The organism is Chitinophaga hostae (genome assembly GCF_018224885.1).
In the GTDB taxonomy this organism is placed as follows: Bacteria; Bacteroidota; Bacteroidia; order Chitinophagales; family Chitinophagaceae; genus Chitinophaga; species Chitinophaga hostae.
The window spans coordinates 1-20,759 of record NZ_JAGTXB010000026.1 but is presented as its reverse complement, the minus strand read 5'-3'; the positions used below and the strand labels follow the sequence as shown (position 1 = coordinate 20,759).

Genomic DNA, 20,759 nt, shown 5'->3' with positions numbered 1-20,759 from the left:
TATCAGAATTGAAGGGATACATTAAAACCATATGTTTTAGTAGCGGGGAGATTAAAAAAATCGAGGCCCATGCTGCTGGTTTGATCAAATAACAATTGTTCCGGATCTACACCGCTATAAGGCGTCCACAACATAATATTATTGATACAGGCACTCAGGGTCAGCTTTTGTATAACACGTTTGAATGGCTGGCTGTAGCTTAATTTTACTGCATTCAAACGAAGCCAGTCCGCCTTTTCCATATAATCTTCCGCCACGCCGCTGTAGCCATATCTTACCCACCGGTTAGCCACTACCGGGAGTTTGGGGTTATAAAAATCTACCGGGATCTTATTGGGCGCGCCATTCATTTGTACGCCGGGGAAAATATAATTGGTGATAGTGCGATCTGTGGCAGACTGTTGTGATCTGCCATAGAAATCGAGTACTGCCTGTGTACCATTCCATCGGTCGCCGCCTTTTTTCCATTCCAGTGCGGCATCGAGCATAAATCTCTTCCAGCGCAGCATGCTGTTAAGTTTCATCACAAAATCCGGGTTAGGATTTCCTATAATGCCCGGATCTTTTGCTGCCAGCGGGAATCCATCCGGTCCTATTACCCTGTGGCCATCAGCATCGCGCAGCCAGGTACTGCCGGTGATCACACCCAGCGGCTGCCCTTTTATGAAGGTAGTGTACACGTCACTGAATCCTGCTATGGGTATATAGTTGCGGCCTTCCGTTACCCGCGTCACCTTATTTTTATACGCATAAAAACCCAGTGTATGCGCAGTCGTTAGCTTGTGAGCACGGCTTCCGGGGTCGAATAATTTCACCTCTATGTCGATACCATTGGTCTGATAGCTGCCGGCATTTTTCAATACCCACCGCTGAATTTCGTATACGGGGAGCAGGTCCTGCTCCACCAGGTGGCTGAATACTCCTGCGGTAAATGTTACCCTTGACTTATAGCTGCCGCCGATACTGCCTGACCAGTTCCGGTGGCGTACCGGCGCCAGTTGGTCAAAGCTGCTTACTTCCTGCACGGGAAAATAACTCCCGGCTGCTTCAGTGTTATAGCGTAACAGGTTGATATAAGAAAGTGATTTGTCAATATTGAGCTCTGCATCGGACCGGGAAAAGGATGTTTTAAATAAGAGTTCTATGCCAGCACTGTGTTGTGGCAGGTATTTCACGGAGAGGTCAGCCATTGGCAGGAAAAAGTTATGGTGTGTTGCGGTATTGGATACATAGACTTTATTACCGAGTTCGAGGCCTATATGCCATTGGCGCATATCATACCAGGTGATGTAGCTGGCAATCGCTTCGTGGGTACTGCGCTGGTAGAGATAATTGTTGTAGGGGTGCTGATAGCGAATGACTGATTGGGCCGCTGAAAAAATATAAGTAGCGGAAAAACTGCCGCTCCAATCGTAACGGCCATATGAAATATTGGAGGAGACGGCCGCTTTCAGCTGGTATAGTTTGTCTTCTTTGTTTCTCAGCAGCGGGTTGCCGCCGGGGAAAGCTGCGCTGCCGGGTTTGTAACCTTCACTGCTGTTTTCTGTTTTGTGATCGAAGGATTGTGTAAGCCTGTATTTCATTTTGCGGTACTCATTCCGTTCTACCAGCAGACTGGCCTGCTGCCGGTCAGCTTTAAAATAGCTGCCGTTATCCAGCAACAGGAAGTCGGCATTATCAGCCAGGCGGCTGTAGCTGCGCTGACCGGTTCCCAGCGTGTATCCCTGTCCGTTATCGAAGCTAACTGGTGTAAGTATGGCCTGCTGATAAGTGCGGTTAAGGAACCCGTTCCTGTTGGCATTGGAATAGCGGTCTGCCGCATAGGTATATTTACCTGCTACGTGCAGCCATTTAATCCTGGCGCCGAGGGATACATCGAGATTTTTAGTATCGCTAGTATGATGACGGATAAAGGTGTTTTCGCTGATTTGTCCCAGGTTGATGCTGAATTCCCGGGCCAGGATATGATTTTCGAGCAGGTTGGCCTGGAGACTGAGGGACTGGGAAAAGAGGCTGCCTGTTCTGAAAATATTATTCATATAGGCGGTGGCGTTATGTCCGTTGCCTGTACCGGCGGGAACCAGTTTTCCGTTGATATCCCACGGATAGGGCTGTCCGTCGAATTCGAGTGATGCCCGGGCCGGGCCGAAGCTAAACAGTTCGTTGGTTTCGGGGCCGCGCCATGTCAGTGCTCCTTGCTCTGAGCGTCCCTGTACATAAGCCGTTTGCAGTGCCGGCAAGCGGTTGGTTGTTTTAAGCGCCATGCCGGCGTTGTAGCTTCCGCTGACCTGCAGTACCCTGGGATAGTATGGTTGCATCCGGAGGGTGTTCCTGCGTACAGAAACGCTTTGCATCCCGTATTTTGGGTCAAACCATCTTTTTATGGTAAGGATGTTATAGCGGGAGCCTGGCGTAACTGCCGGCGATGCGGAATCGGCCATAATGAGGCGGTGATATTCGTCTGAGTAAACCGGGCTTACCACCTTATTATGCTGGGCAGCCAGGCAGCAGGGTAATAGCAACAGTAGCAGGAGAAATTTCAAGGTATACATTTTTATATTTGTCAATATAATACGTAATTATAATGTATTATTCGGGCGGCTTACCCGTTACATCGTTTCTTCATAACATGATTTTTAATTTACAACATATTGATATACATATTATTAATAAGAAATTAGTTGGATATGAGTTATTGTATCCGGCCGCATGATGCAGGCAGAGAGATAATTCCATACGGAATGTTAAAAAAGTTTGAAATTCTTTTCAAGATGGGAAAGCAGTGTAATTTTTCGGGGGTAATAATGTAATGTTGTGAGCTTAAGACCTATAATAGCATTTCTATGTTAAAGAAATTGTCCTTGTTCTTTATTGTAGTCATCATCGGGATATCCTGTAAAAAAGAGGGGCTTCACCAGGATGAGGAGCCGCTGACAGGATCCTGGCAATCTATTATACAATTACAGACCCCGAACGGCTGGCCGGCAATTAACGCCGACAGCGTGCGGGCAGCCGGCAATTTTTGTTATGAACTACACAGCAATCGTACCGGTACATTCCGCAAGGCAGTACTGAAAGGTAATATCACCATCCCGGATGACCAGTTGTCGAGATGGCGGCCCGGTATGCCGCTCGGCAACGTATATACGACACCGTTACCCGGCACCCCTTTTACCATTACTTACGAAACTATAGCGATCTTTTGGGAGTACCGTAAAAATGAAAAGCAGCTGGTGATTATGGATGCACGTCGTAAAAAACTGGAGAAATGGCAGTTGTCGGAGGTACAGGATAAACAGCTTATTACCACCACCCTCCTGCTTAATAGGGTAACACCTGTATCAGGAGTTGTGGTAAAAAAACATGCGAGGATCGTGTTTATTAAAAAATAAACAACATATGGCAGCATTATTGCCAGGTGAAAAAAGATACTTAACTTAAAGAGTAATTTTTCATCACTAAAACCTCAGTATGATTATGAAACTGAAACACCTTACCACAGTGCTCCTCTCCGCGGGACTGATGTTTATGATTTCCTGCAAGGGAAAACCCAAGGACGCAGACATACAAGCCACTGTAACCACTGCATTACAGTCAACCCCAGGCATTAGTGCGGATGTAAAAGATGGTGTGGTAACGCTTGCCGGTACTGTAACCAACCAGGCAGACAAGGATGCTGCAGAGAATGCTGCCAAAGTAACCCAGGGTGTAAAAAGTGTTGTTAACAACATTACAGTGGCTGCCCCGCCACCACCGCCGCCGCCTGCACCTGATGCTGCCGCTACCGCGGATGCCGCTTTGAAAACCGGTGTTGATGCTATTGTCAAAGATTTTCCTGGCATCACCGCTGATGTTAAAGACGGTGTGATTACTATTACCGGTGAGTCAAAAGCTGACCGTTGGAAAAAGCTGAAAATAGCATTGGATGCATTAAAGCCTAAAAAAGTAGATGCTTCCGGTTTGAAAGTAAAATAATGTTCACCCCTAAATACAACAATCATGGCATTACAGGATAAATACAAAGAGCTGATCGATGCAGCAAAATCTGCCGGCACCAGCAATCTTCAGGTTAATGAACAGGATGGTGTACTGCATATAGATGGTGAAGCACCGAGCGGCGCTGTAAAGGATCAGCTGTGGGACATCTATGGAAAGATTGACCCCAACTTCCTCACCGGTGATGTAGTAATGAATATAAATGTGGCTACTGCTGTTGCAGGCGCTAAACTTAAAGTAGTAACCGAATCTACCAACCTGAACATCCGTAAGGGTCCTGGTACCGACCAGCCGATTGTTGGCAAAGCGGCGCACGGAGAAATCGTTTCCATGATCAGCAAACAAAGCGATCAGTGGTGGCTGATCCGTACTGATGCCGGAGAAGAGGGCTATGCGTATGCACAGTACCTACAACCTGTTGAATAGTAAAATAAAAGCTCATTACCAGGGGAATAACGATTGTTATTCCCCTTTTTTATTGAACAGATGGCGGCCTATGGTAGCTCATACCTTAATCCAACCGGTACCATCACGGCTCCTTTGTTGTAGATATCAATGAAAAGCGTAATGGTATCTTTTGTATCAGCAGTCAGGAACACATATTTGTCGAGGATGCCCGCTTTACCATTCAGCGGTCCGCCGGTAAAACGGTCGTTCACGATTGCCTGCTTTCCCCGTGGATCCGGCACAGCGCTGCGTGTTACAAGTACCAGGCGTTGCTTGTTGGCCGTGACCAGGCCGGACAGGTAATTCATCCCGTTAATAATACTCTTATCGGTGTTCCCGTTTTTCAACCTGACCGGGTTATCAGCAGCATAACCATAGGTGCTGTCGGCGGATTGTTGCAGTCTTGTAAAAGCTTGCTGAGCGTTGGATTCACTGACAAAGAGCATCAATGACATACACGTAACACAGGCAGACATACGACTAAAGTGGCGTAACATAAAGGGTCTGTTAAGGATTAATAATGGCTACTCTGAAAAGCTTAGTAAGGGGTATATCGGGATATAATGCCTTATAAAGATAAGGAAAAAAGAAACAGGCAGCAGGTACATCTTCTGCTGCCTGTTTTATACCTGGTGTTATTTGCTTTCCAGCTGATAAATCATTGCATCTGCGCCAGGTAATACAGCGCGTATTGATTTTTTTTCTGAAGATATTTTTCCGGAGAATAATTCTTTTGCCCTGTATACTTCACTGGCAGGCAATCCCGCCTGTTGCAGCGGAAGCTCAAAAGCGGCCGCCTGTTGTGTATAATTGATCAGCGCCACATAAGTATACCTACCTGATTTTTTTACAAAGATGCCGGATGCCTGTGTTCCGTTATGATGATCAACCGGGCGGAATACGCCCCCCTGCCTGGCTACATTGAGCAGCTCCTGGTTTTGCAGCCATTGCTGAGCAACCGCCGAGGCGTGGCTGTATACAGAAAAATCATCGCCGGTAATAACGGAGCCGGTAACGATGGCGGAGAGCAACCTTGCTTTGTTGGCCCCTGCTGTCGCGCCTTCAAATACTACGTGATCAGCATCTGAAAAATCGTACAACATATTCTGCCACCAGCCATAGCTGGTGGCGTTCATGGTGTAGGCTGTTTCATCAATATTTTTAAACGCATCGCAGGCAATACGACGGGTATGCACATACCTGCCGGTAGCCATATTGGGCGATATGGCCGCATATACCAGCATCTTACCATCCAGTTGATCTACCAGGTACTCCATTCCTTCCCGAAAAGCCTGCATGCCCGTATGTACGGCAGGGTTATAAAAGGCATCGGCTTCAATGGCAGCATGACCGATAAAATCTATTTTGATCATTTCAAAACCAGCTGCTTTAAAACGCTTCATGAGAAATGCAATCCTTGCTTTTGTAGCAGGATGTGTAGGGTCCATGGCACGCGCGCCATCCATCTCATGATATTTCCCGTTGACCTTCGTCCAGGTTTCATCATAGTTGTATTCGCTGCCTTCTACCTTGCGGGAAGACTTGCCCCAGTCGACAAACGGCGCCCAGTAAATACCCGGTTTAAATCCTTTTTGTTTGCAGTAGGCGCTGAAAGCCTCCAGCTGGCTGAAATCGCCGCTCATGCCATTGGTGGTGAGGTTATCCCAGTAAGAGTCGAGATCTATATACAAGGTATGATCCGCACTGCGGAATCCTTTACAGGAATCAGCGAAGAAGTCGACCACTGCTTTGGCTTTCGGGAGCGATAATTTTGTTTGCATGCTTCCCCAGCTGTTCCAGCCAAAAGGCTTGGCAGCAACCCAGTTAAAAATGTAACGCGGTGCTGCATAACGGTTGGCGCTCGCATATTGCTCCATACCCGTTCTCCAGTCGCCCGCCGGCAGTACATATATTTTCGGGGACCTGCAAAGCGTATCACCGGTGGAAACGATACCATGGCGGATTACATCGCGGGTACCCGCACTATCGGTCCACCCGGCGAGAACAGACAAAGCTGCGGTTAATTTCCCCACGCCCTTTATTGCGATGCCTGTTTTCCAGTTGCTATGTTCCACCGATCCGATGACCAGTCCCTTATTATCGTTGGTGTTGAAAACAGCGGTGACCTCAGCGCTTGTAAAATTCGCCTGGTCCAGGTTAGCGGCATAATACTTCACCCATGCATCATTATCAAAAGGCACCTGTACCGCATGCATAGTATCATTACCGGCAAATTGCAGGGCGTCGGTTGTCAGGGGACTCATGGAGCGGGAATGCGCGCCATTGCCCTGTAATACGAGAGAAGTATAAAAGCCATTATCGCCGGTGTACACATAAAAGACCTGTTGCTGTTTGACACCATTGACGATCGCCGTAATGGAATATTGCTTACCGGTACCTGCCGCATCTTTCAGGGGAGCAACGGAGAATGAACGCGGGATGTTGGCGGCGGTATCCGGTTGCCCTTTATCCTGGTACCAGCTGAAAGCATCTTTGATCATGATCTTCCCGTTTACCCATACGTTGTATTTTCCATTCTGCAGGTTGTAACTGATCCTGTTATTTTTTCCAAAGGCTATATTTTTGATGGCCCCGTTCTGTTGGGCATACAGGTGTGTCACGATACAGCCCAAAGCCGTTGTGAGCAGCAGGCATCGGCAATATTTAAAAAACGATCCCATTATCATCTGTTATTTATGATTGACTTATTTATTATTTCGCCAGCCCCATCGGGGAAAAGAGAACAAACAGCAGCACCATGAGGATGATCAGCACGGCGCTATACCAGTGTCGGTTTTTCCAGGGTTGCAGCGTAACGCTGGGTGTAGTGGCCGGTGTATAGGGAACCGCCATCGGCCATATTTTACCGATAGCCAGCATCAGCAAAGCAGTGATCACGAAAAGGATGGCCAGCAGGTGCAGATAGTGCAAACCGGTGTCCAGGATCAGCTGGAAAAAGATATTCGCCACAAAAAAGAAGAGCAGTCCTACTTTCGCGGCCACGGCAGGAATGTACCTGGTGGCCATACCTACGATCATGATGGTAAAAATAGGGATGCTGAAAAAACCGGACAGCATCTGTATATAATTGTAAAACCCGCCTTTGAATAACATAATAAACGGTGCAATACCGATACCTATTAAAGTAACTATCACCTGGAAGATCCATGTGGTGCTGAGCAATTTTTTTTCTGCTATCTCTCCCTTCTTTTTCAACATATAAGGTTTGTACAGGTTCATGGTAAAAAGTGTACCTGCACTGCTTAAGCCGGCGTTAAACGTGCTGAGTGCTGCGCCAAACACCACGGCTGCGATTAAACCGGTGTATACGGGTGGCAGCGCATCTGCTGCCAGTCTCGGAAAAATTTCTGCCGTACTCTGGGGATGCAGGTATAAATGCACCGCTATCAATCCGGGGATATTCAGCATCAGGGGCGACAGCAGTTTACACAAACAGGCCAGTGCAATCCCTTTCTGGCTTTGTTCCAGGTTCACAGATCCGAGCGCCTGCTGTACAATAAATTGTTCCATACCCCAGTAGTAAACGTTGACCAGCAGCATACCGGTAAAGATGGTAGAGAAAGGAACAGCATCATACCGGTTGCCAATGGCATTCAGGTGGCCGGTATCTGTACCCAATACGATCCGCAGTCCTTCCGCTGCATCGCCATGGCCCAGGTATTTAAACCCGAAGTACGGCAGTAATAAGCCACCGGCAATCATGCCGGCGCCCAGTACCGTATCGGACATGGTGATCACTTTCAGGCCGCCGAGTACGTTGTAGAGGTAGCCGGTGATCGCAATCAGGCAGGCCAACAGCCATATGGCGGACCAGTAGCTGATATGCAGTATTTCGTTGAGATGAAAGATACCATTGAATGCCACGGCGCCGCCGTACAGTACTGCCGGAATGAGGTTCACCAGGTAGCTGACGAGGAATACCACGGATACAATTTTTTTTGTGGCGCCGTCGTACCGTACTGCCAGGAAATCGGGCGTGGTAACAGCGCCTATACGCAGGTAAATGGGCATGAAGAACTCGCTGACAAAAAGCATGGCAAGAACCGAGGTCACTCCCCATGCCATTATAGACATGTTGTTCATGAACACGGATTCGTTTTCGCCGATAAACTGGTTGGCGCTGATATTGGTCATGAACAGCGCCCCTCCTATTACAATCCAGTTCAGGCTGCGACTGCCCAGAAACACATCTGACGCCGTTTTCAGCTGGTGCTTCCTTGTTATGTACCAGGACAATACCGTTACAATCACCACAAAAACAACAAAACTTATAATGGTTGAAACATGCATCAACAGCTATAATGATTTTCTTCTGATTAAAACGGTAGGCACTATCTCCTGGATCTTTTCCCTGTTCAACACAAAAGCGGCTGCTTTCCCGCCCATTAGTCCAAAGTCGGTGGAATAAGTAGTAATGCCGTCGCAAATGATTTCTTTGATCACATCATCGTTATGGGAAAGGATACCTACATCCGTTCCCGGTACCAGTTTCTTTTCCACGCAATCTTTCAGGATGGCCCAAAGTTCGGTATTGTTGATGGTATAATATACTTTTCCTTTTTCAACGGTACCAGGCACGTAGGCGGTTTTAATAACCCCTTTTATTTTATAGTCTTTCACAAACTTTTTAAACGCTTTCAATATTTCGATCGGCGTATCTGTTGCCGGCCGGTAATAGAAGATCATTTCCTTAAAAGTTTGAATGGTGTCGCTTAGCGCCGCAAACGCTGTATACGAAGTATCTCCGAACTCCTGTACTACATACGAACAGGGAGCCGCCAAAGGTTCAAAACGGTCTACCATCAGGAATTTGTCCATGGGAATAACCTTCAGGATATCGGCTGTTTTCGGATGGGGAATCGGCGCCACCACGTACATGCCATAACGGCCTTTTACATTGCCGATGATGGCCTCAAAAATTTCGATGTTGTTATGATGAAAAAATACGTCGATATGAATATTATCGCCGAGATGGGCACGGAATGTTTTATAGAAGGCCTCCTGGAATGTATCGAAGGCATAGAGTAACAAGGCCACTTTCAGCTGCTGACCGGTGTCGTCGCTGCTGACAAAAAAACCTTTCCTGTTCTTAGATTCCACTATGCCCCGCGCTACCAGTTCCTTGTATCCTTTGGCAATTGTTTCCCGGGCAAATCCCAGTTCTCCTATCAGCTGGTTGACTGATGGCAGCAAGTCGCCCCGGGAAAGCGTTTTAGCGTTAATGGAATTGATGATTCCCTGCACAAACTGCTCATGTTTTGATAAGCCGGGAATGCCTTCCAGCTCATGTATTTGTTCGTAGAGATCACGCATGCCGGTTTAGCGTTTAGCTTCTAGCTTTTAGCTTTTAGTGAATGTGGAATTTTAGCAATGATATAAGGCGATATACCATAAGTGCATCCCTATACTATACTATCCTATACCATTGCTAAGCTATTACCTTTTTCTATTAAATGCAAAACTTTTTTTTATGGATGATGCGGATCTGCCTTTGCTATCTTTTCTTTTATTTCGGGGCTGTTGCGCAGCGCGAGTGCTTTTTTCCAGTAAACGATGGCCTGTGGCACATTATGTATTTCGTTGTAGTAGTCGCCCATCCCGTCGTAGGTATTAAAGCTTTCGGGGAAATAGTCGATGTTCAGCTGGAAGAACATCTTTGCTTTTTCAAAATTTTTCTCCTGCAGATGGCGGTAGCCAAATTCGTTGAAAGTTTGTTCGGAGGGGCGTACCCGGTAGCCTCTTTGTGCGGAGAGCGACTGGTAGTGGCGAACGATCAGCGTTTTCAGGGAGTCGATATCATCGCTTTTTCCAAAGTAGAGATAGGTGGGAAAACGGTTACCCGGAAAAGCAGCCCTTAATCCGTCGTACAGGGCCACAAACGGTATGGAGTTATGGTCATCATCTTCATAATATTTAAAATTCCAGGCGAGATGATTATTGCTGTATTTCTTCAGTTTCTCCAGCAGTTGCAGGATGTCGCTGGTGTGAATGGAGCCGAAGTCGGGATCATTTCTTACCTGTTGGGTATCAAGGTCCGGCTTCATGGTATGGGAAAGCGCCAGGAAGAAACGTTTCCCTTTGAATTTATCCTGTTGCAAAAAGGTATCGGCGGCCATCAGCAGCTGATGCCGGTTCCAGAACATGCTGGGTTCTATGGCTACGTATGCGTTAAATAAAGACGTATGCTTCAGCAGGGTATTGGTAACCAGCAGCCCGCCCAGGGAATGGCCCATCAGGATATTATAGGGCGCTACCGGGTATTTATGATTGATATAAGGTTGCAGTTCCTTTTCCATGAACGCGGTAAAAGCCTCGCCCCCACCGGAATTACCTTGTGTGGTATCTGCCGTGGGCGTGAGATCCCTGGTGCGGTTACCGTTTGTATTCGGGATGCCAACAATGATCATCTGCGGGAGTGCGGTGTTGCCGTTGGTGATCCCCAGTTCCTGCATCATAGCATAGATGGACGTAAAATGAAAATCGCCATCGAGCACATACACCACCGGGTAAGCCGGTTTTACAAACCACGTGGTGTCCACCGGAGGGCTATAGATCCACAGTGGTCTGTTTTCTTTCAGGATGGCGGAATAAATACTGTCCCGCTGCCCGAAGGTAACCAGGCTTTGGCTAAATGACGCCAACACGGAAAGACATAAACATAAGATCAGGATTAGTTTTTTCATAGCGTAGTTTTTTTTGCAAGGTTAGCTTTCCCGGTCAGCGTTTTTTCGGAATGTGATACAGTTGCTTACAAATGTGATCAAACGTTTTTTTTGCGGGATGGATACAGGCGAAGAAGCGTTGCCGATAGTGCGGACCGGTCTGGTTACGGGCAGTTACCATTCAGCCTGATCGATCGCCGCTGGTAATATATTTAACTATTTTAGCTAATATGCATTGCATACTACTATTAAAAACACATATCTTTGCATAACAATAATCCTATGGTCACATTGACTTAAAAATCAACCATCATGAAAAGAAGGGTCATATTAGTTAATTTTACACTATTCTTAGCTGTTTTTTTACCCGGTGCACGGCGGGCGGCAGCACAATCGGCGAAAGCATCCGATGTGCTTTTTACGGCCCTGGCGAATAAGGATAGTCTCCTGTTTAACATTGCCTTTAACACCTGCAAGGTGGAGGCCCTGGACAGGGTATTATCGAAAGACTTTGTCTTTTACCATGACAACGGGTATGATGGTTTGACCATGGACCAGAGCAGGGCGAATTTTGTTGAGAACATACAGCGTTTTTGTGCCAACAGGAATAACCGTATGCGTCGTGAAATTGTAAAAGGAAGTTTGCAGGCATTTGCCGTAAACAACGACGAAGCGATTCAAACCGGCATACAGCGTTTATACCTGGCCGTTAGTGGTAAGCAGGAGAAACAGGTAGAAGAATCCAAGTTTTCCCGTACCTGGAAGAAAAAGGATGGTGAATGGAAAATGACTACAGAAATGGATTTCCAGGTAAAAACACATTTTAACAATGATCCTGCCGCGCGGTATGTACCCATGCCTTACAATCCTTCCGAAGAGCCGTTGTACGAAGCGATTGCCCGGATGGACAGTCTTTATTTTGATACTTACAATACCTGTAACCTGCCAAAGATGGACGCCATGACAGCCGATACCATTGAGTTCTATCACGATAGAACGGGAGTGAACACCTCCAGGGAGGAGATGATTGCCTCTATAAAAAGAAATATCTGTGGCAAGGTAACGAGGGAGATCGTGCCCGGGAGTATAGAAGTATACCCCATCCATCACTATGGCGCTGTGGAAATCGGTTATCACAAATTCCATAACAACCAGGAGCCGGTTGGAACACCTTCCAAAGCAAGCAAGTTTATTATTATCTGGAAACAGGTGGGCGACACCTGGAAAATGTCCAGGGTAGTGAGTTTACATTAGTAATACGACTGCATGGCGGAAAACAGGAACTCCGTATATTTACATCTTAATTTCGTACCATGCTGCAAGAATTGGAAACCCTGCAAAAGACCGCTGAAATACAGCGGCAGCAATACCTTGATGAATGGAAGCTAAAACCGGATGGCGATTCTTTTTTCACCCATTGCAGTTTGCTGCAACCCGTTTTACATGAGGGTACTCCCGCGTTTTTAAAAATAGCGATGGAGGAAGAAGAAAGAAAAGGTTATGTGCTGATGAACTGGTGGGGTGGCAAAGGTGCGGCCGGCGTACTCAGGTACGATGAGCAGGCGTTGTTACTGGAAAGGATCAGCAGTACGCAGCCATCGCTGCGCGACATGATACGCGCCGGGCAGGATGATGAAGCTACCCGGATTATCTGCAGTGTAGCCAAACAACTGCATACACCTGCCGCCAAACCGTTGCCGGAGCTGATTCCGCTGAACATTTGGTTTAACGACCTGTTTAAAGCGGGCGATAAGTACGGTCCGTTAATCGTTACCTGCGAGGCCATGGCAAAACGGTTGCTGGCGGAGCAAAACGATGTTTCCGTTTTGCATGGCGACCTTCATCATGAAAATATTATTCATTCCGATGCACGCGGCTGGGTAGCCATTGATCCCAAACGCCTGATCGGTGAACGCGCTTTCGACTTTGCCAATATTCTCTGCAACCCGAATATAGACACGGCGCTGGCCGATGGCCGGCTGATAAAACAGGCCGGTATTATTTCTGCGGAATCGGGTATTCCGTTCAAACACCTGTTGGAATGGATCGTGGCATGGGCAGGACTTTCCGCCACCTGGATACTCGACGATGGCGATGATGCCAGCCTGGATCTGGGAGTGGCGGAAATTGCCCTTGGTGCGTTATCGCAGCTATCTTAGTGTGCTGTTATTACCACGCTGTTATTTTTTCGTTTTAATACGGATCACTGACAAAGAATGTGGCGCCATTTCATAGGCCAACACTTTACCTACTTTGTAAGTACCTGTTGTTTTATCCGCATTCATGGCCTTTCCGTCGACGCCTGTAACAGTAGTCAGGGTGGCGTTGCTATCGAATCGGCCCAAACGGGAAAGGTCTGCTTTAGCTGTTACCGCGGTATTGCCGGCGTTTACCAGTTTTAAAATGAAATCGTTTGTTTTACTGTCCTTTACACAGGAAGCTGCCACAGCAGCGTCGGCAGATGAACAGGAAACTACGTCTGGATAATAGCTGTCACCCTGGTTACCGGAAAACAATTGCTGCACATAATAATTAGGCGTAAGCCGCAGGCTGTCGCCGGTAAAATAAATCAGGTTCGGGTTCCAGGAGGTATGGCTGGTTCTTGCCAGCAGTGGCGCGTAGGAAGCCATACACACTACGTCCCCGTTGCGTTCGAGCCCCGTCATATATACCGCTTCGGCCAGGGCATTAAAAAGGGTATTTCCGCGGGAAGCATATTCACCCAGGTAAACTTTTGATTTCGTACGATCGTAACTGTTATATCGGTTTTTATTGGCCAGGAACCATTCCGGATTTTCATAGTAGTGTTCATCTACCACCGGGATGGATTGTTGATTGGCAAATTTCCAGCCGGCATCAAAGTCCTCCCCTGCCGGTGCAGGGCCAACGGTTCCGATCAGCGTAATTTCGGGGTGTTTTTGTTTCACCACGTCATAGATCATTTTGAAACGTTCCCTGAAGGCATCGGTTTGTTTGTCTTCATTACCGATGGCCAGGTACTCCAGGTGAAACGGCGCCGGATGACCGGCGGCAGCTCTTTTTGCGCCCCAGGCAGATGTTGCCGGTCCGTTGGCATACTCAATCAGGTCGAGCACTTCCTGAATATAATCCGGCATTTCCGCCAGTGGTAATCCGCGTTGGCCGGTGCCGCCAATGGCCCAGGTGCCGCCGGAGTTCTGACAGCTCACGGCTGCAGGCACTACCGGCAATGGTTTGGCGCCAATGTCTTCACAAAACTGGAAGTATTCGAAATAACCCAGTCCGCCGGATTGATGGTAGTTCCAGATATTCCGTTGTTCCTGCCTTGTTTCAACGGGACCGATGGTATTTTTCCAGCGATACATATTCTGTAGTCCGTCGCCATGTACCAGGCAACCGCCGGGAAAGCGCATAAATTTTGGTTGCAGATCCGCAATGGCCTGACCAAGATCGGCACGGATGCCGTTCTCCCTTCCGTGGAAGGTATTAGCGGGAAATAAAGAAACCATATCTATGGCCAGAGCGCCGGTTGTTTTGGCCACAACGACCAGCACCGCGCTGTCATCGTTTTGCTGTGCTTCCAATACTGCTGTATACTTTTTCCAATCTGCCGAACCCACGGTAATGGCGGCTTCTCCATATACGGTTCCTTTTCTACCCCGTAATTGTACTGATACCGGGATGGCCGTGTTTGACAATAACCTTGCAAAAACAGAAAAGCGGTATTGCGCACCGGTTTTTACCACAATACCATCGAATCCTTTATTCAGGAGCCCAACGCCTTCCTGACCGGGATCATCTATGCGGAGTACTGCGTAATGCGGATTGCCGGGATGGAGCGGTTGGCTGCTTTCCACGGATACCCTTCCATATCCATATCCCTTGGTAAGATATTCCCAGGCGGTGAAGGGATTCCATTCCCTGCGATCTGCAGGCGTATATTCGAATGACCGGTTTTGCACCAGTTCGGCATACAATCCGCCATCGGCGGCATAGCTGATGTCTTCAAAGAAAATACCAAAGAGATCTTTGGATATCTTTTTACTCTTCGTTTGTGCGTTAACGATATGTCCCCCGAGGAAACATAATACGAATACGATGCGGATGAAACCCGTGGCTACGCTCTTCTTCCCCCGTTGGCCGGGCATGACTGTTGCTGTATTTTTCATAATCGTGGTGGTTATTCCCGGCAGGTATGATTAAGCGGACGCCGGGATACTACAACGGAAAAATACAGCTTTTTTTATTAATGTCAATATGACAATTAATTTATATTACCTCATTATTCTTCAAACGCATAGAACTTTTTGTAGTATGCAAACTTGGCGGACATTACTTTCCTTGTTTCCGGCAAACCGTTTTGTTTCAGTTTCCTGAATAAGGTGATGACCCTTTCATCAAATTCTTCAAACGAGCCGGCATAGGTGATGGCATCTGTCAGGTAGCAGGTTGTTTCGTCGCTTTGCTGCCAGTAGGCTTCTATGGCCATGCATATGCCGGTGGCCATGGTTTTATCGTAGCATTTTACCAGGCACCTGGCGGTAGCAACGGCGCGGTCGGGATAATTCATCAGCAGGAAAAACAGGAAACGGGTGATGCTGCGCAGGTCTGCTGCCGTTAGCTGCAGGTGTAATAAATCTTCCCGGCCGCTGAATAAAGCCTGGTAGGTTTCCGCCGTTTGTTTATTTCCCGTGTGCTTTTCAATGGTGTGCTCCAGGTATTTTATCGCTGTTTGTGCTGCCGGTACATCTGTGGCGGTGCAATCTTCAAATAACTGTTCCAGTGTAATATGATTCATAGAGAAAAAATTTATTGAACGGGTTCGTTGTTTATATTTGTAAAGAAAGGATATTTTCGTCAAATAAACAACGAAACCGATTAAAATTTACAACGAAACCGTTTTATATGACAACACCCCTAGTCGCATTGATCACGGAATGGGATCATTACACCACCACCACCACGGCGCCTACCGTAGCGGATTTCTGCAGGCAGTACCTGCAAAAGCATCCCGAAAAAACGGTGCAGGAAGCCAGTGCGGCCCATGAGGCAGATGGCGTACTGGCGGGGTTGATAGGTAAAACCAGCGGTTTACATACCACCTATGCCCGGATGGCCGTCAAAGAAATCCCCGACATAGAACTGGAATGGTTTTATTTATTAAACGTGATCAACTTCAAACGCGAAGCGAAAAAAACGGATGCTATCAGTCTTAGTATGATGGAACAGTCGACCGGCATTGATATCCTGAACCGGATGAAGAAAAAAGGGCTGATTACAGAGAAGAACGATCCGGCAGATAAACGGGCCAGACTGGTGAGTCTTACTGATAAGGGCAAAGCCCTGCTGGTACAAATAGGTTTTCATCTCTATAAAGTATCCTACCTGTTGTATCATGATATAAAGGGGGAAGATAAACAACAGCTCATTGACCTGCTTACGGAAACGGTCGATAAACAGGAGCAGATCAGAACCAATATAAAAAACCGGGGCATTGACGAAATGATTACCTCACGCTATGGAGAAAAAGCGCTTGACAAGGTATTGAGTGCTTTCAAGCAGCAGGTAAAGCAACAGGAAAAAATCATGAAAGGCATAGCAGATAAGGATATCGACAAGCTGTTGCGATCATTTCATAAATAGGTTGTAATTTTTTCGCACCCGTATAGGGGGACCTTACATCGCATGCGTCCTATAATGGAAAGGAGTTCTCAAAAGAGCTTTTTGATGATTGTATGAAGAAGCAAAACGATTTACTGAAACGCATACTGCAGCCGGGTCTGGCGACCCTCTTTTTAGTGGCGGCCACTACCTGCATACAGGCGCAGGCGTTGCTTCCTGATCAGAATCCCCGCTACCGGGAAAGTATGAACGCTTACCTGTTCAAGGCCGATTCGCTGACCAGGAATGAGGGCACCACGCTGCAGCAAACCTATCACGCCTATCAATACTTCGAGGCAAAGCAGGCATTAAAGGAACAACGCCGGCAATGGCGACAGGATCGCCGGATGGCACGCAGCAGCTATTGGAACGACTATACTTATAACGATTATGCCGTTGGCTATAACAGGCCTTACGGCTACAGCTACCCCACCTATGGGCACTACCCTGGCGGCTTCCGGTGGAATGACATTGCCACCGTTACCTCGCTGGCTTTAGGCGCCTATATTCTTTTCAGATAATATATCAATATAAAACTTACCACCCAATGTTTAAAATTAATGCAGCCGCATTTACAGGGATTCTTATGGCCGGTATTTTACTGCAGGGATGTGCTCCGCGGAAAGTAACCAGGGTAGATGAAAAAGAACAAATAGATATCAGCGGACGCTGGAACAACACTGACTCCCGTCTTGCCGCAGAAGAAATGACCACCAGGGTGTTGGGTGAAAACTGGCTGCCCGATTTCCAGCAACAACATGCCGGTAAAAAGCCGGTGGTGATCGTGGGTATGGTATCCAACAAAACCCATGAACATATTGATGCGGAAACCTTCGTAAAAGATATGGAGCGCTCTTTCGTAACCACTCAAAAAATACGGCTGGTACAGGGCGGCGCCAAAAGAGAGGAACTGAGAGGCGAACGCGCCGATCAGCAAAAAAATGCCGCGGTATCGACTATGAAAAAATGGGGATTGGAAGTGGGCGCCGACTACATGTTACAGGGAAGTATCAACTCCATTGTTGACTCTCATAAAAAACAAATGGTGGTATACTACCAGGTAGACCTGGAGCTGACGGACCTGCAAAGCAACGAAGTTGTGTGGATTGGCAATAAGAAGATTGCGAAATACGTAAAGAACTAATACCTACCATCTGTACCACTACGCGTCGGTCCTTATGGCCGGCGCTTCTTTTATCCAACAGCAATATTGATGAGCAAGATAACAGATCAATGGAAGTGGCGGCTGTCACTGTCGTTGGTAATGACCCTTCTTTTTTCCTGCCGTACCTACAATGGCGCCATCAGTCATTATTATGGCGCTATTTCCCAGGGACGTTTTGACGAAGCTTCCGGGCAGCTGGATCAAAATAAATTTTTAAAAGCTGGTCGTAACAGGTTGTTATTTTATATGGAGAAGGGAAAAACCACTTTCCTGCAAGGGCATTACCAGGAAAGCAACCGTTATTTCAACGCAGCAGATTCTCTGCTGGTCAGCGGTGGCAGAAATAAAATGTGGGATCAGGCGCTGGGGCTTGTTACCAATCCCGCCATGCAGGAATATCGTGGGGAAGATTTTGAAAAGCTGCTGATCCATTATTATAAATCGATCAACTACATGCAGCTCAACATGATGGAAGATGCTACTGTAGAGGCGCGCAGGATATCGCTCAGCGGATATGAACTCAACGACCGTAAGAAGAATAAGGAAAATAAATATGCCAGCGACGCTTTTTCCATGATCATACAGGGCGTGGTATATGAAAGTGGCGGCGATATCAACAACGCATTTATTGCCTATCGTAATGCCGCCGATATTTTTCTCCGGCAACCGGATAAAACCTATTATGGTATCCCCTTGCCATTACAACTGCAGGAAGACCTACTGCGCACCGCATCCCTGCTGGGTTTCAGCCAGGAGTTAGCGTATTACGAAAAACAGTTCGGGCGCAGTTATCAGCCTGTTCCTGATAAAGACGGCGGAGAAGTACTGGTGTTCTGGGAAAACGGACTGGCGCCCGTTAAAGCGGAAGCTAATTTTTTCTTTACCCTGACAGAAAGAGGTCCGGGGAATTTTGTTTTTACCGATCCGGATAACACGCTCTTCATCCCGTTTGATTTCGGTTTGTTTTCACGGGATTCCTGTCATCAGCTGCGGAAGCATTTTGACGCCTTCCGTATTGCATTTCCCAAATACGTAGAACAGCCACTGTACTATACCGGCGCCAGCATACAGCGTGACAGCAGTTATACGCTGCCGCTGGAAAAAGTGGAGGATGTGAACCAACTCGCTTTCCGTACTTTAAAAGAACGCTTCTTAAAAGAGATGGGGCTGGCATTAACCCGGCTTGCGTTAAAGAAACTGGCGGAGCAACAGGTTAAAAATGAAAACGAAACACTGGGAGAAGCCCTGAACCTGTTAAATGTGCTGACGGAAAAAGCGGATACCCGGAACTGGCAAAGTCTCCCCCATACGATCTACTACACCCGTGTGCCCTTAAAAAAGGGACCGAATAAAATTACGCTGACCCTGCAGGGGCAACATACCCCGCAACAAGTAGTATTTAATGTAACCGGCGATGGACGGTTACAGACTATTCACTACTCGTCGCTGCAAAAATCGTAGGGGGAGCACCGTTATATCGTGGTTAGCTCACCGCCAAATCGCGGCGGCTGGCCGGGCGCAGCGCCCAGGATACCAGTGCAAAACCTGCGAAGAGCAACGGACCTACCAGTTTTAGTGCCGGGTCGCCAGCGGCCAGATGGGAAGCTGCCGCACCGGTGAGATCAAAGAGCGCACCTGCGTAAGCCCATTCCTTTAACCGCGGGGTACGTGGCAGCAGTACGGCAATAGCGCCCAGCACTTTCCACACGCCCAGGATCACACAGAAGTAAACCGGGTAACCCAGGTGTACCATGCCTTCCACCACATACGAAGGCCGGAGGATATCCGCAATCCCTCCCGAGCCCAGCTGGAAAACTACCAGCGCGGTGGTGATCCAGTAGGTAATGATCCTGCCGCGGAAAGTGGCAAAGCCGGTGTACAAGGGCTTAAAATCCCTGCGGCTGGCCGGACGCAAGGCCCAGGAAGTAATAGTGAGCAGTGCAAAAATAAAAGGACCAATTGCATCGGCGCCCTGCCCTATGGCCAAGTGCGAAGCTGCAGCGCCGGTATAGATAAAAAATAAACCGGCATATACCCATTCCTTTAGCCTTGGAAGCCCGGGCGCCAGCAGCACCGGCACTCCCAGTATTTTCCAGGCGCCCATGATGATAAGAATATATTCAGGATACCCCAGCTGCACCATCACGGTGCGTACAAAAGGTATTTTCAGCAGGTCCCATCCGGCGCCTACCCCGGTTTCCAATGCGATAATACCGGTCGCAATCCAGAAGAAAACAGTACGTGTGCGTAAGGCAACAGTTGAACGATTGACAGTAGTTTCCATGATGATAAGTTTCAGTGATAAATGTTTCTATCACTATAAGTACCGGGGAAACAAAAATTGGACAAACAGCGGCAATTTTTTTTATAATGTTTGTTATTTTTTTTTTCGAACACTGGCATTTTCCCGATTTAGGCAGTAGCTTAGCATATAAATAATCGATTATATGAAATTTAAGCTTGTCAGGAAATTTGTTGAGTATGTATATAACAATTACGTTGGCAACTTCTTAGGGTTTGTTATCGGCATGTTGTCTACCCGCCTGGTATCACATTATTTCACTACCCGCAGCATCCGGAATTTATGGGGACTTACCGCGCATAAAACGGTGGTGGATAAGCACACCTACAGCACCATGGAATGGACTATTTCCATTGTTATTGGTTTCATCGTATTTGAGATCGTTTCCAAATGGTTAAAGAAAAAGTTGCAGGAGATACTGCCAAAATATAAGCTGACGCAGTGGATGGTGGAAGCGGAAGAAAAGAAAGCGCCCGCAGCTACTCCACATCCGCAGCCCGCAGCTACAGAGTAAATATAACAGGAG

At 47.4% G+C, this 20,759-nt stretch carries 19 protein-coding genes; 10 read left to right on the top strand and 9 right to left on the bottom strand.

All coding sequences use genetic code 11. The features are described 5' to 3' along the window. Nucleotides 1–2: 2 nt before the first annotated feature. Nucleotides 3–2,552, bottom strand: coding sequence for a SusC/RagA family TonB-linked outer membrane protein (locus tag KE626_RS31380; protein ID WP_211977036.1), 2,550 nt, complete (start codon nucleotides 2,550–2,552; stop codon nucleotides 3–5). Between the two features lie 291 nt (nucleotides 2,553–2,843). On the opposite strand from KE626_RS31380, the gene KE626_RS31375 reads away from it, so the two are divergent. The 3 genes from KE626_RS31375 (at nucleotide 2,844) to KE626_RS31365 (ending at nucleotide 4,422) form a co-directional block, all read left to right on the top strand. Then, on the top strand, nucleotides 2,844–3,392 hold the full coding sequence (locus KE626_RS31375) for a hypothetical protein (RefSeq protein ID WP_211977035.1): 549 nt from the start codon (nucleotides 2,844–2,846) through the stop codon (nucleotides 3,390–3,392). 85 nt (nucleotides 3,393–3,477) lie between these two features. Continuing rightward, nucleotides 3,478–3,975, top strand: a complete 498-nt coding sequence (locus KE626_RS31370) for a BON domain-containing protein (RefSeq protein WP_211977034.1) — start codon at nucleotides 3,478–3,480, stop codon at nucleotides 3,973–3,975. Nucleotides 3,976–3,999: 24 nt separating this feature from the next. Further along, nucleotides 4,000–4,422: an SH3 domain-containing protein gene (locus tag KE626_RS31365; RefSeq protein WP_211977033.1), complete on the top strand. Its 423-nt coding sequence runs from the start codon at nucleotides 4,000–4,002 to the stop codon at nucleotides 4,420–4,422. Between the two features lie 68 nt (nucleotides 4,423–4,490). On the opposite strand, the gene KE626_RS31360 is transcribed toward KE626_RS31365, so the two are convergent. The 5 genes from KE626_RS31360 to KE626_RS31340 form a co-directional block, all read right to left on the bottom strand. Beyond that, the gene (locus tag KE626_RS31360; RefSeq protein WP_211977032.1) at nucleotides 4,491–4,940 is read right to left on the bottom strand and encodes a hypothetical protein; all 450 of its coding nucleotides are present in this window, start codon (nucleotides 4,938–4,940) and stop codon (nucleotides 4,491–4,493) included. Nucleotides 4,941–5,078: 138 nt separating this feature from the next. Next, complete coding sequence (locus KE626_RS31355) at nucleotides 5,079–7,124, bottom strand: alpha-amylase family protein (protein WP_211977031.1); 2,046 nt, start codon at nucleotides 7,122–7,124, stop codon at nucleotides 5,079–5,081. A 31-nt stretch (nucleotides 7,125–7,155) separates the two neighbouring features. Continuing rightward, on the bottom strand, nucleotides 7,156–8,754 hold the full coding sequence (locus KE626_RS31350; protein ID WP_211977030.1) for a solute:sodium symporter family transporter: 1,599 nt from the start codon (nucleotides 8,752–8,754) through the stop codon (nucleotides 7,156–7,158). A gap of 6 nt (nucleotides 8,755–8,760) precedes the next feature. Then, on the bottom strand, nucleotides 8,761–9,777 hold the full coding sequence (locus KE626_RS31345; protein WP_211977029.1) for a GntR family transcriptional regulator: 1,017 nt from the start codon (nucleotides 9,775–9,777) through the stop codon (nucleotides 8,761–8,763). A gap of 155 nt (nucleotides 9,778–9,932) precedes the next feature. Continuing rightward, nucleotides 9,933–11,147 carry an alpha/beta fold hydrolase gene (locus KE626_RS31340; RefSeq protein WP_211977028.1) on the bottom strand — a complete coding sequence of 405 codons (1,215 nt, stop codon included), beginning with the start codon at nucleotides 11,145–11,147 and terminating at the stop codon, nucleotides 9,933–9,935. 291 nt (nucleotides 11,148–11,438) lie between these two features. On the opposite strand from KE626_RS31340, the gene KE626_RS31335 reads away from it, so the two are divergent. Both KE626_RS31335 and KE626_RS31330 read left to right on the top strand, forming a co-directional pair. After that, a complete protein-coding gene (locus KE626_RS31335) occupies nucleotides 11,439–12,380 on the top strand; it encodes a nuclear transport factor 2 family protein (RefSeq protein WP_211977027.1) in 942 nt (313 codons plus the stop codon). Between the two features lie 59 nt (nucleotides 12,381–12,439). Beyond that, complete coding sequence (locus KE626_RS31330) at nucleotides 12,440–13,285, top strand: aminoglycoside phosphotransferase family protein (protein ID WP_211977026.1); 846 nt, start codon at nucleotides 12,440–12,442, stop codon at nucleotides 13,283–13,285. Nucleotides 13,286–13,306: 21 nt separating this feature from the next. On the opposite strand, the gene KE626_RS31325 is transcribed toward KE626_RS31330, so the two are convergent. Both KE626_RS31325 and KE626_RS31320 read right to left on the bottom strand, forming a co-directional pair. Continuing rightward, nucleotides 13,307–15,274 (bottom strand): alpha-L-arabinofuranosidase C-terminal domain-containing protein, encoded by a 1,968-nt coding sequence (locus KE626_RS31325; protein WP_249207842.1) that lies wholly within the window; start codon nucleotides 15,272–15,274, stop codon nucleotides 13,307–13,309. 113 nt (nucleotides 15,275–15,387) lie between these two features. Then, complete coding sequence (locus tag KE626_RS31320) at nucleotides 15,388–15,903, bottom strand: hypothetical protein (protein WP_211977025.1); 516 nt, start codon at nucleotides 15,901–15,903, stop codon at nucleotides 15,388–15,390. A 107-nt stretch (nucleotides 15,904–16,010) separates the two neighbouring features. On the opposite strand from KE626_RS31320, the gene KE626_RS31315 reads away from it, so the two are divergent. From KE626_RS31315 to KE626_RS31300, 4 genes are all read left to right on the top strand, one after another. After that, complete coding sequence (locus tag KE626_RS31315; RefSeq protein ID WP_211977024.1) at nucleotides 16,011–16,748, top strand: MarR family winged helix-turn-helix transcriptional regulator; 738 nt, start codon at nucleotides 16,011–16,013, stop codon at nucleotides 16,746–16,748. A gap of 92 nt (nucleotides 16,749–16,840) precedes the next feature. Then, nucleotides 16,841–17,287, top strand: a complete 447-nt coding sequence (locus tag KE626_RS31310) for a hypothetical protein (RefSeq protein ID WP_211977023.1) — start codon at nucleotides 16,841–16,843, stop codon at nucleotides 17,285–17,287. A 26-nt stretch (nucleotides 17,288–17,313) separates the two neighbouring features. Further along, a complete protein-coding gene (locus KE626_RS31305) occupies nucleotides 17,314–17,910 on the top strand; it encodes a penicillin-binding protein activator LpoB (RefSeq protein ID WP_211977022.1) in 597 nt (198 codons plus the stop codon). Between the two features lie 69 nt (nucleotides 17,911–17,979). Beyond that, on the top strand, nucleotides 17,980–19,392 hold the full coding sequence (locus tag KE626_RS31300; protein ID WP_249207836.1) for a COG3014 family protein: 1,413 nt from the start codon (nucleotides 17,980–17,982) through the stop codon (nucleotides 19,390–19,392). A gap of 22 nt (nucleotides 19,393–19,414) precedes the next feature. Here the strand turns inward: KE626_RS31300 and KE626_RS34785 are convergent, their stop codons facing one another. Next, nucleotides 19,415–20,215 carry a DoxX family protein gene (locus tag KE626_RS34785; RefSeq protein WP_249207835.1) on the bottom strand — a complete coding sequence of 267 codons (801 nt, stop codon included), beginning with the start codon at nucleotides 20,213–20,215 and terminating at the stop codon, nucleotides 19,415–19,417. A gap of 163 nt (nucleotides 20,216–20,378) precedes the next feature. Here KE626_RS34785 and KE626_RS31285 point away from each other — a divergent pair, with 163 nt between their 5' ends. Then, entirely contained in the window at nucleotides 20,379–20,747 is a 369-nt protein-coding gene (locus tag KE626_RS31285) for a hypothetical protein (protein ID WP_211977021.1), read from the top strand. Nucleotides 20,748–20,759: the final 12 nt, after the last annotated feature.

Bases quoted from the DNA above. Each gene is read 5' to 3' on its own strand.
- KE626_RS31360 (WP_211977032.1), bottom strand. From the start codon at position 4,940: ATGTTACGCCACTTTAGTCGTATGTCTGCCTGTGTTACGTGTATGTCA.
- KE626_RS31300 (WP_249207836.1), top strand. From the start codon at position 17,980: ATGAGCAAGATAACAGATCAATGGAAGTGGCGGCTGTCACTGTCGTTG.
- KE626_RS31320 (WP_211977025.1), bottom strand. From the start codon at position 15,903: ATGAATCATATTACACTGGAACAGTTATTTGAAGATTGCACCGCCACA.
- KE626_RS31350 (WP_211977030.1), bottom strand. From the start codon at position 8,754: ATGCATGTTTCAACCATTATAAGTTTTGTTGTTTTTGTGGTGATTGTA.
- KE626_RS31315 (WP_211977024.1), top strand. From the start codon at position 16,011: ATGACAACACCCCTAGTCGCATTGATCACGGAATGGGATCATTACACC.
- KE626_RS31335 (WP_211977027.1), top strand. From the start codon at position 11,439: ATGAAAAGAAGGGTCATATTAGTTAATTTTACACTATTCTTAGCTGTT.
- KE626_RS31380 (WP_211977036.1), bottom strand. From the start codon at position 2,552: ATGTATACCTTGAAATTTCTCCTGCTACTGTTGCTATTACCCTGCTGC.
- KE626_RS31365 (WP_211977033.1), top strand. From the start codon at position 4,000: ATGGCATTACAGGATAAATACAAAGAGCTGATCGATGCAGCAAAATCT.
- KE626_RS31285 (WP_211977021.1), top strand. From the start codon at position 20,379: ATGAAATTTAAGCTTGTCAGGAAATTTGTTGAGTATGTATATAACAAT.
- KE626_RS31305 (WP_211977022.1), top strand. From the start codon at position 17,314: ATGTTTAAAATTAATGCAGCCGCATTTACAGGGATTCTTATGGCCGGT.
- KE626_RS31325 (WP_249207842.1), bottom strand. From the start codon at position 15,274: ATGAAAAATACAGCAACAGTCATGCCCGGCCAACGGGGGAAGAAGAGC.
- KE626_RS31345 (WP_211977029.1), bottom strand. From the start codon at position 9,777: ATGCGTGATCTCTACGAACAAATACATGAGCTGGAAGGCATTCCCGGC.
- KE626_RS31370 (WP_211977034.1), top strand. From the start codon at position 3,478: ATGAAACTGAAACACCTTACCACAGTGCTCCTCTCCGCGGGACTGATG.
- KE626_RS31310 (WP_211977023.1), top strand. From the start codon at position 16,841: ATGAAGAAGCAAAACGATTTACTGAAACGCATACTGCAGCCGGGTCTG.
- KE626_RS31375 (WP_211977035.1), top strand. From the start codon at position 2,844: ATGTTAAAGAAATTGTCCTTGTTCTTTATTGTAGTCATCATCGGGATA.
- KE626_RS31355 (WP_211977031.1), bottom strand. From the start codon at position 7,124: ATGGGATCGTTTTTTAAATATTGCCGATGCCTGCTGCTCACAACGGCT.
- KE626_RS34785 (WP_249207835.1), bottom strand. From the start codon at position 20,215: ATGGAAACTACTGTCAATCGTTCAACTGTTGCCTTACGCACACGTACT.
- KE626_RS31330 (WP_211977026.1), top strand. From the start codon at position 12,440: ATGCTGCAAGAATTGGAAACCCTGCAAAAGACCGCTGAAATACAGCGG.
- KE626_RS31340 (WP_211977028.1), bottom strand. From the start codon at position 11,147: ATGAAAAAACTAATCCTGATCTTATGTTTATGTCTTTCCGTGTTGGCG.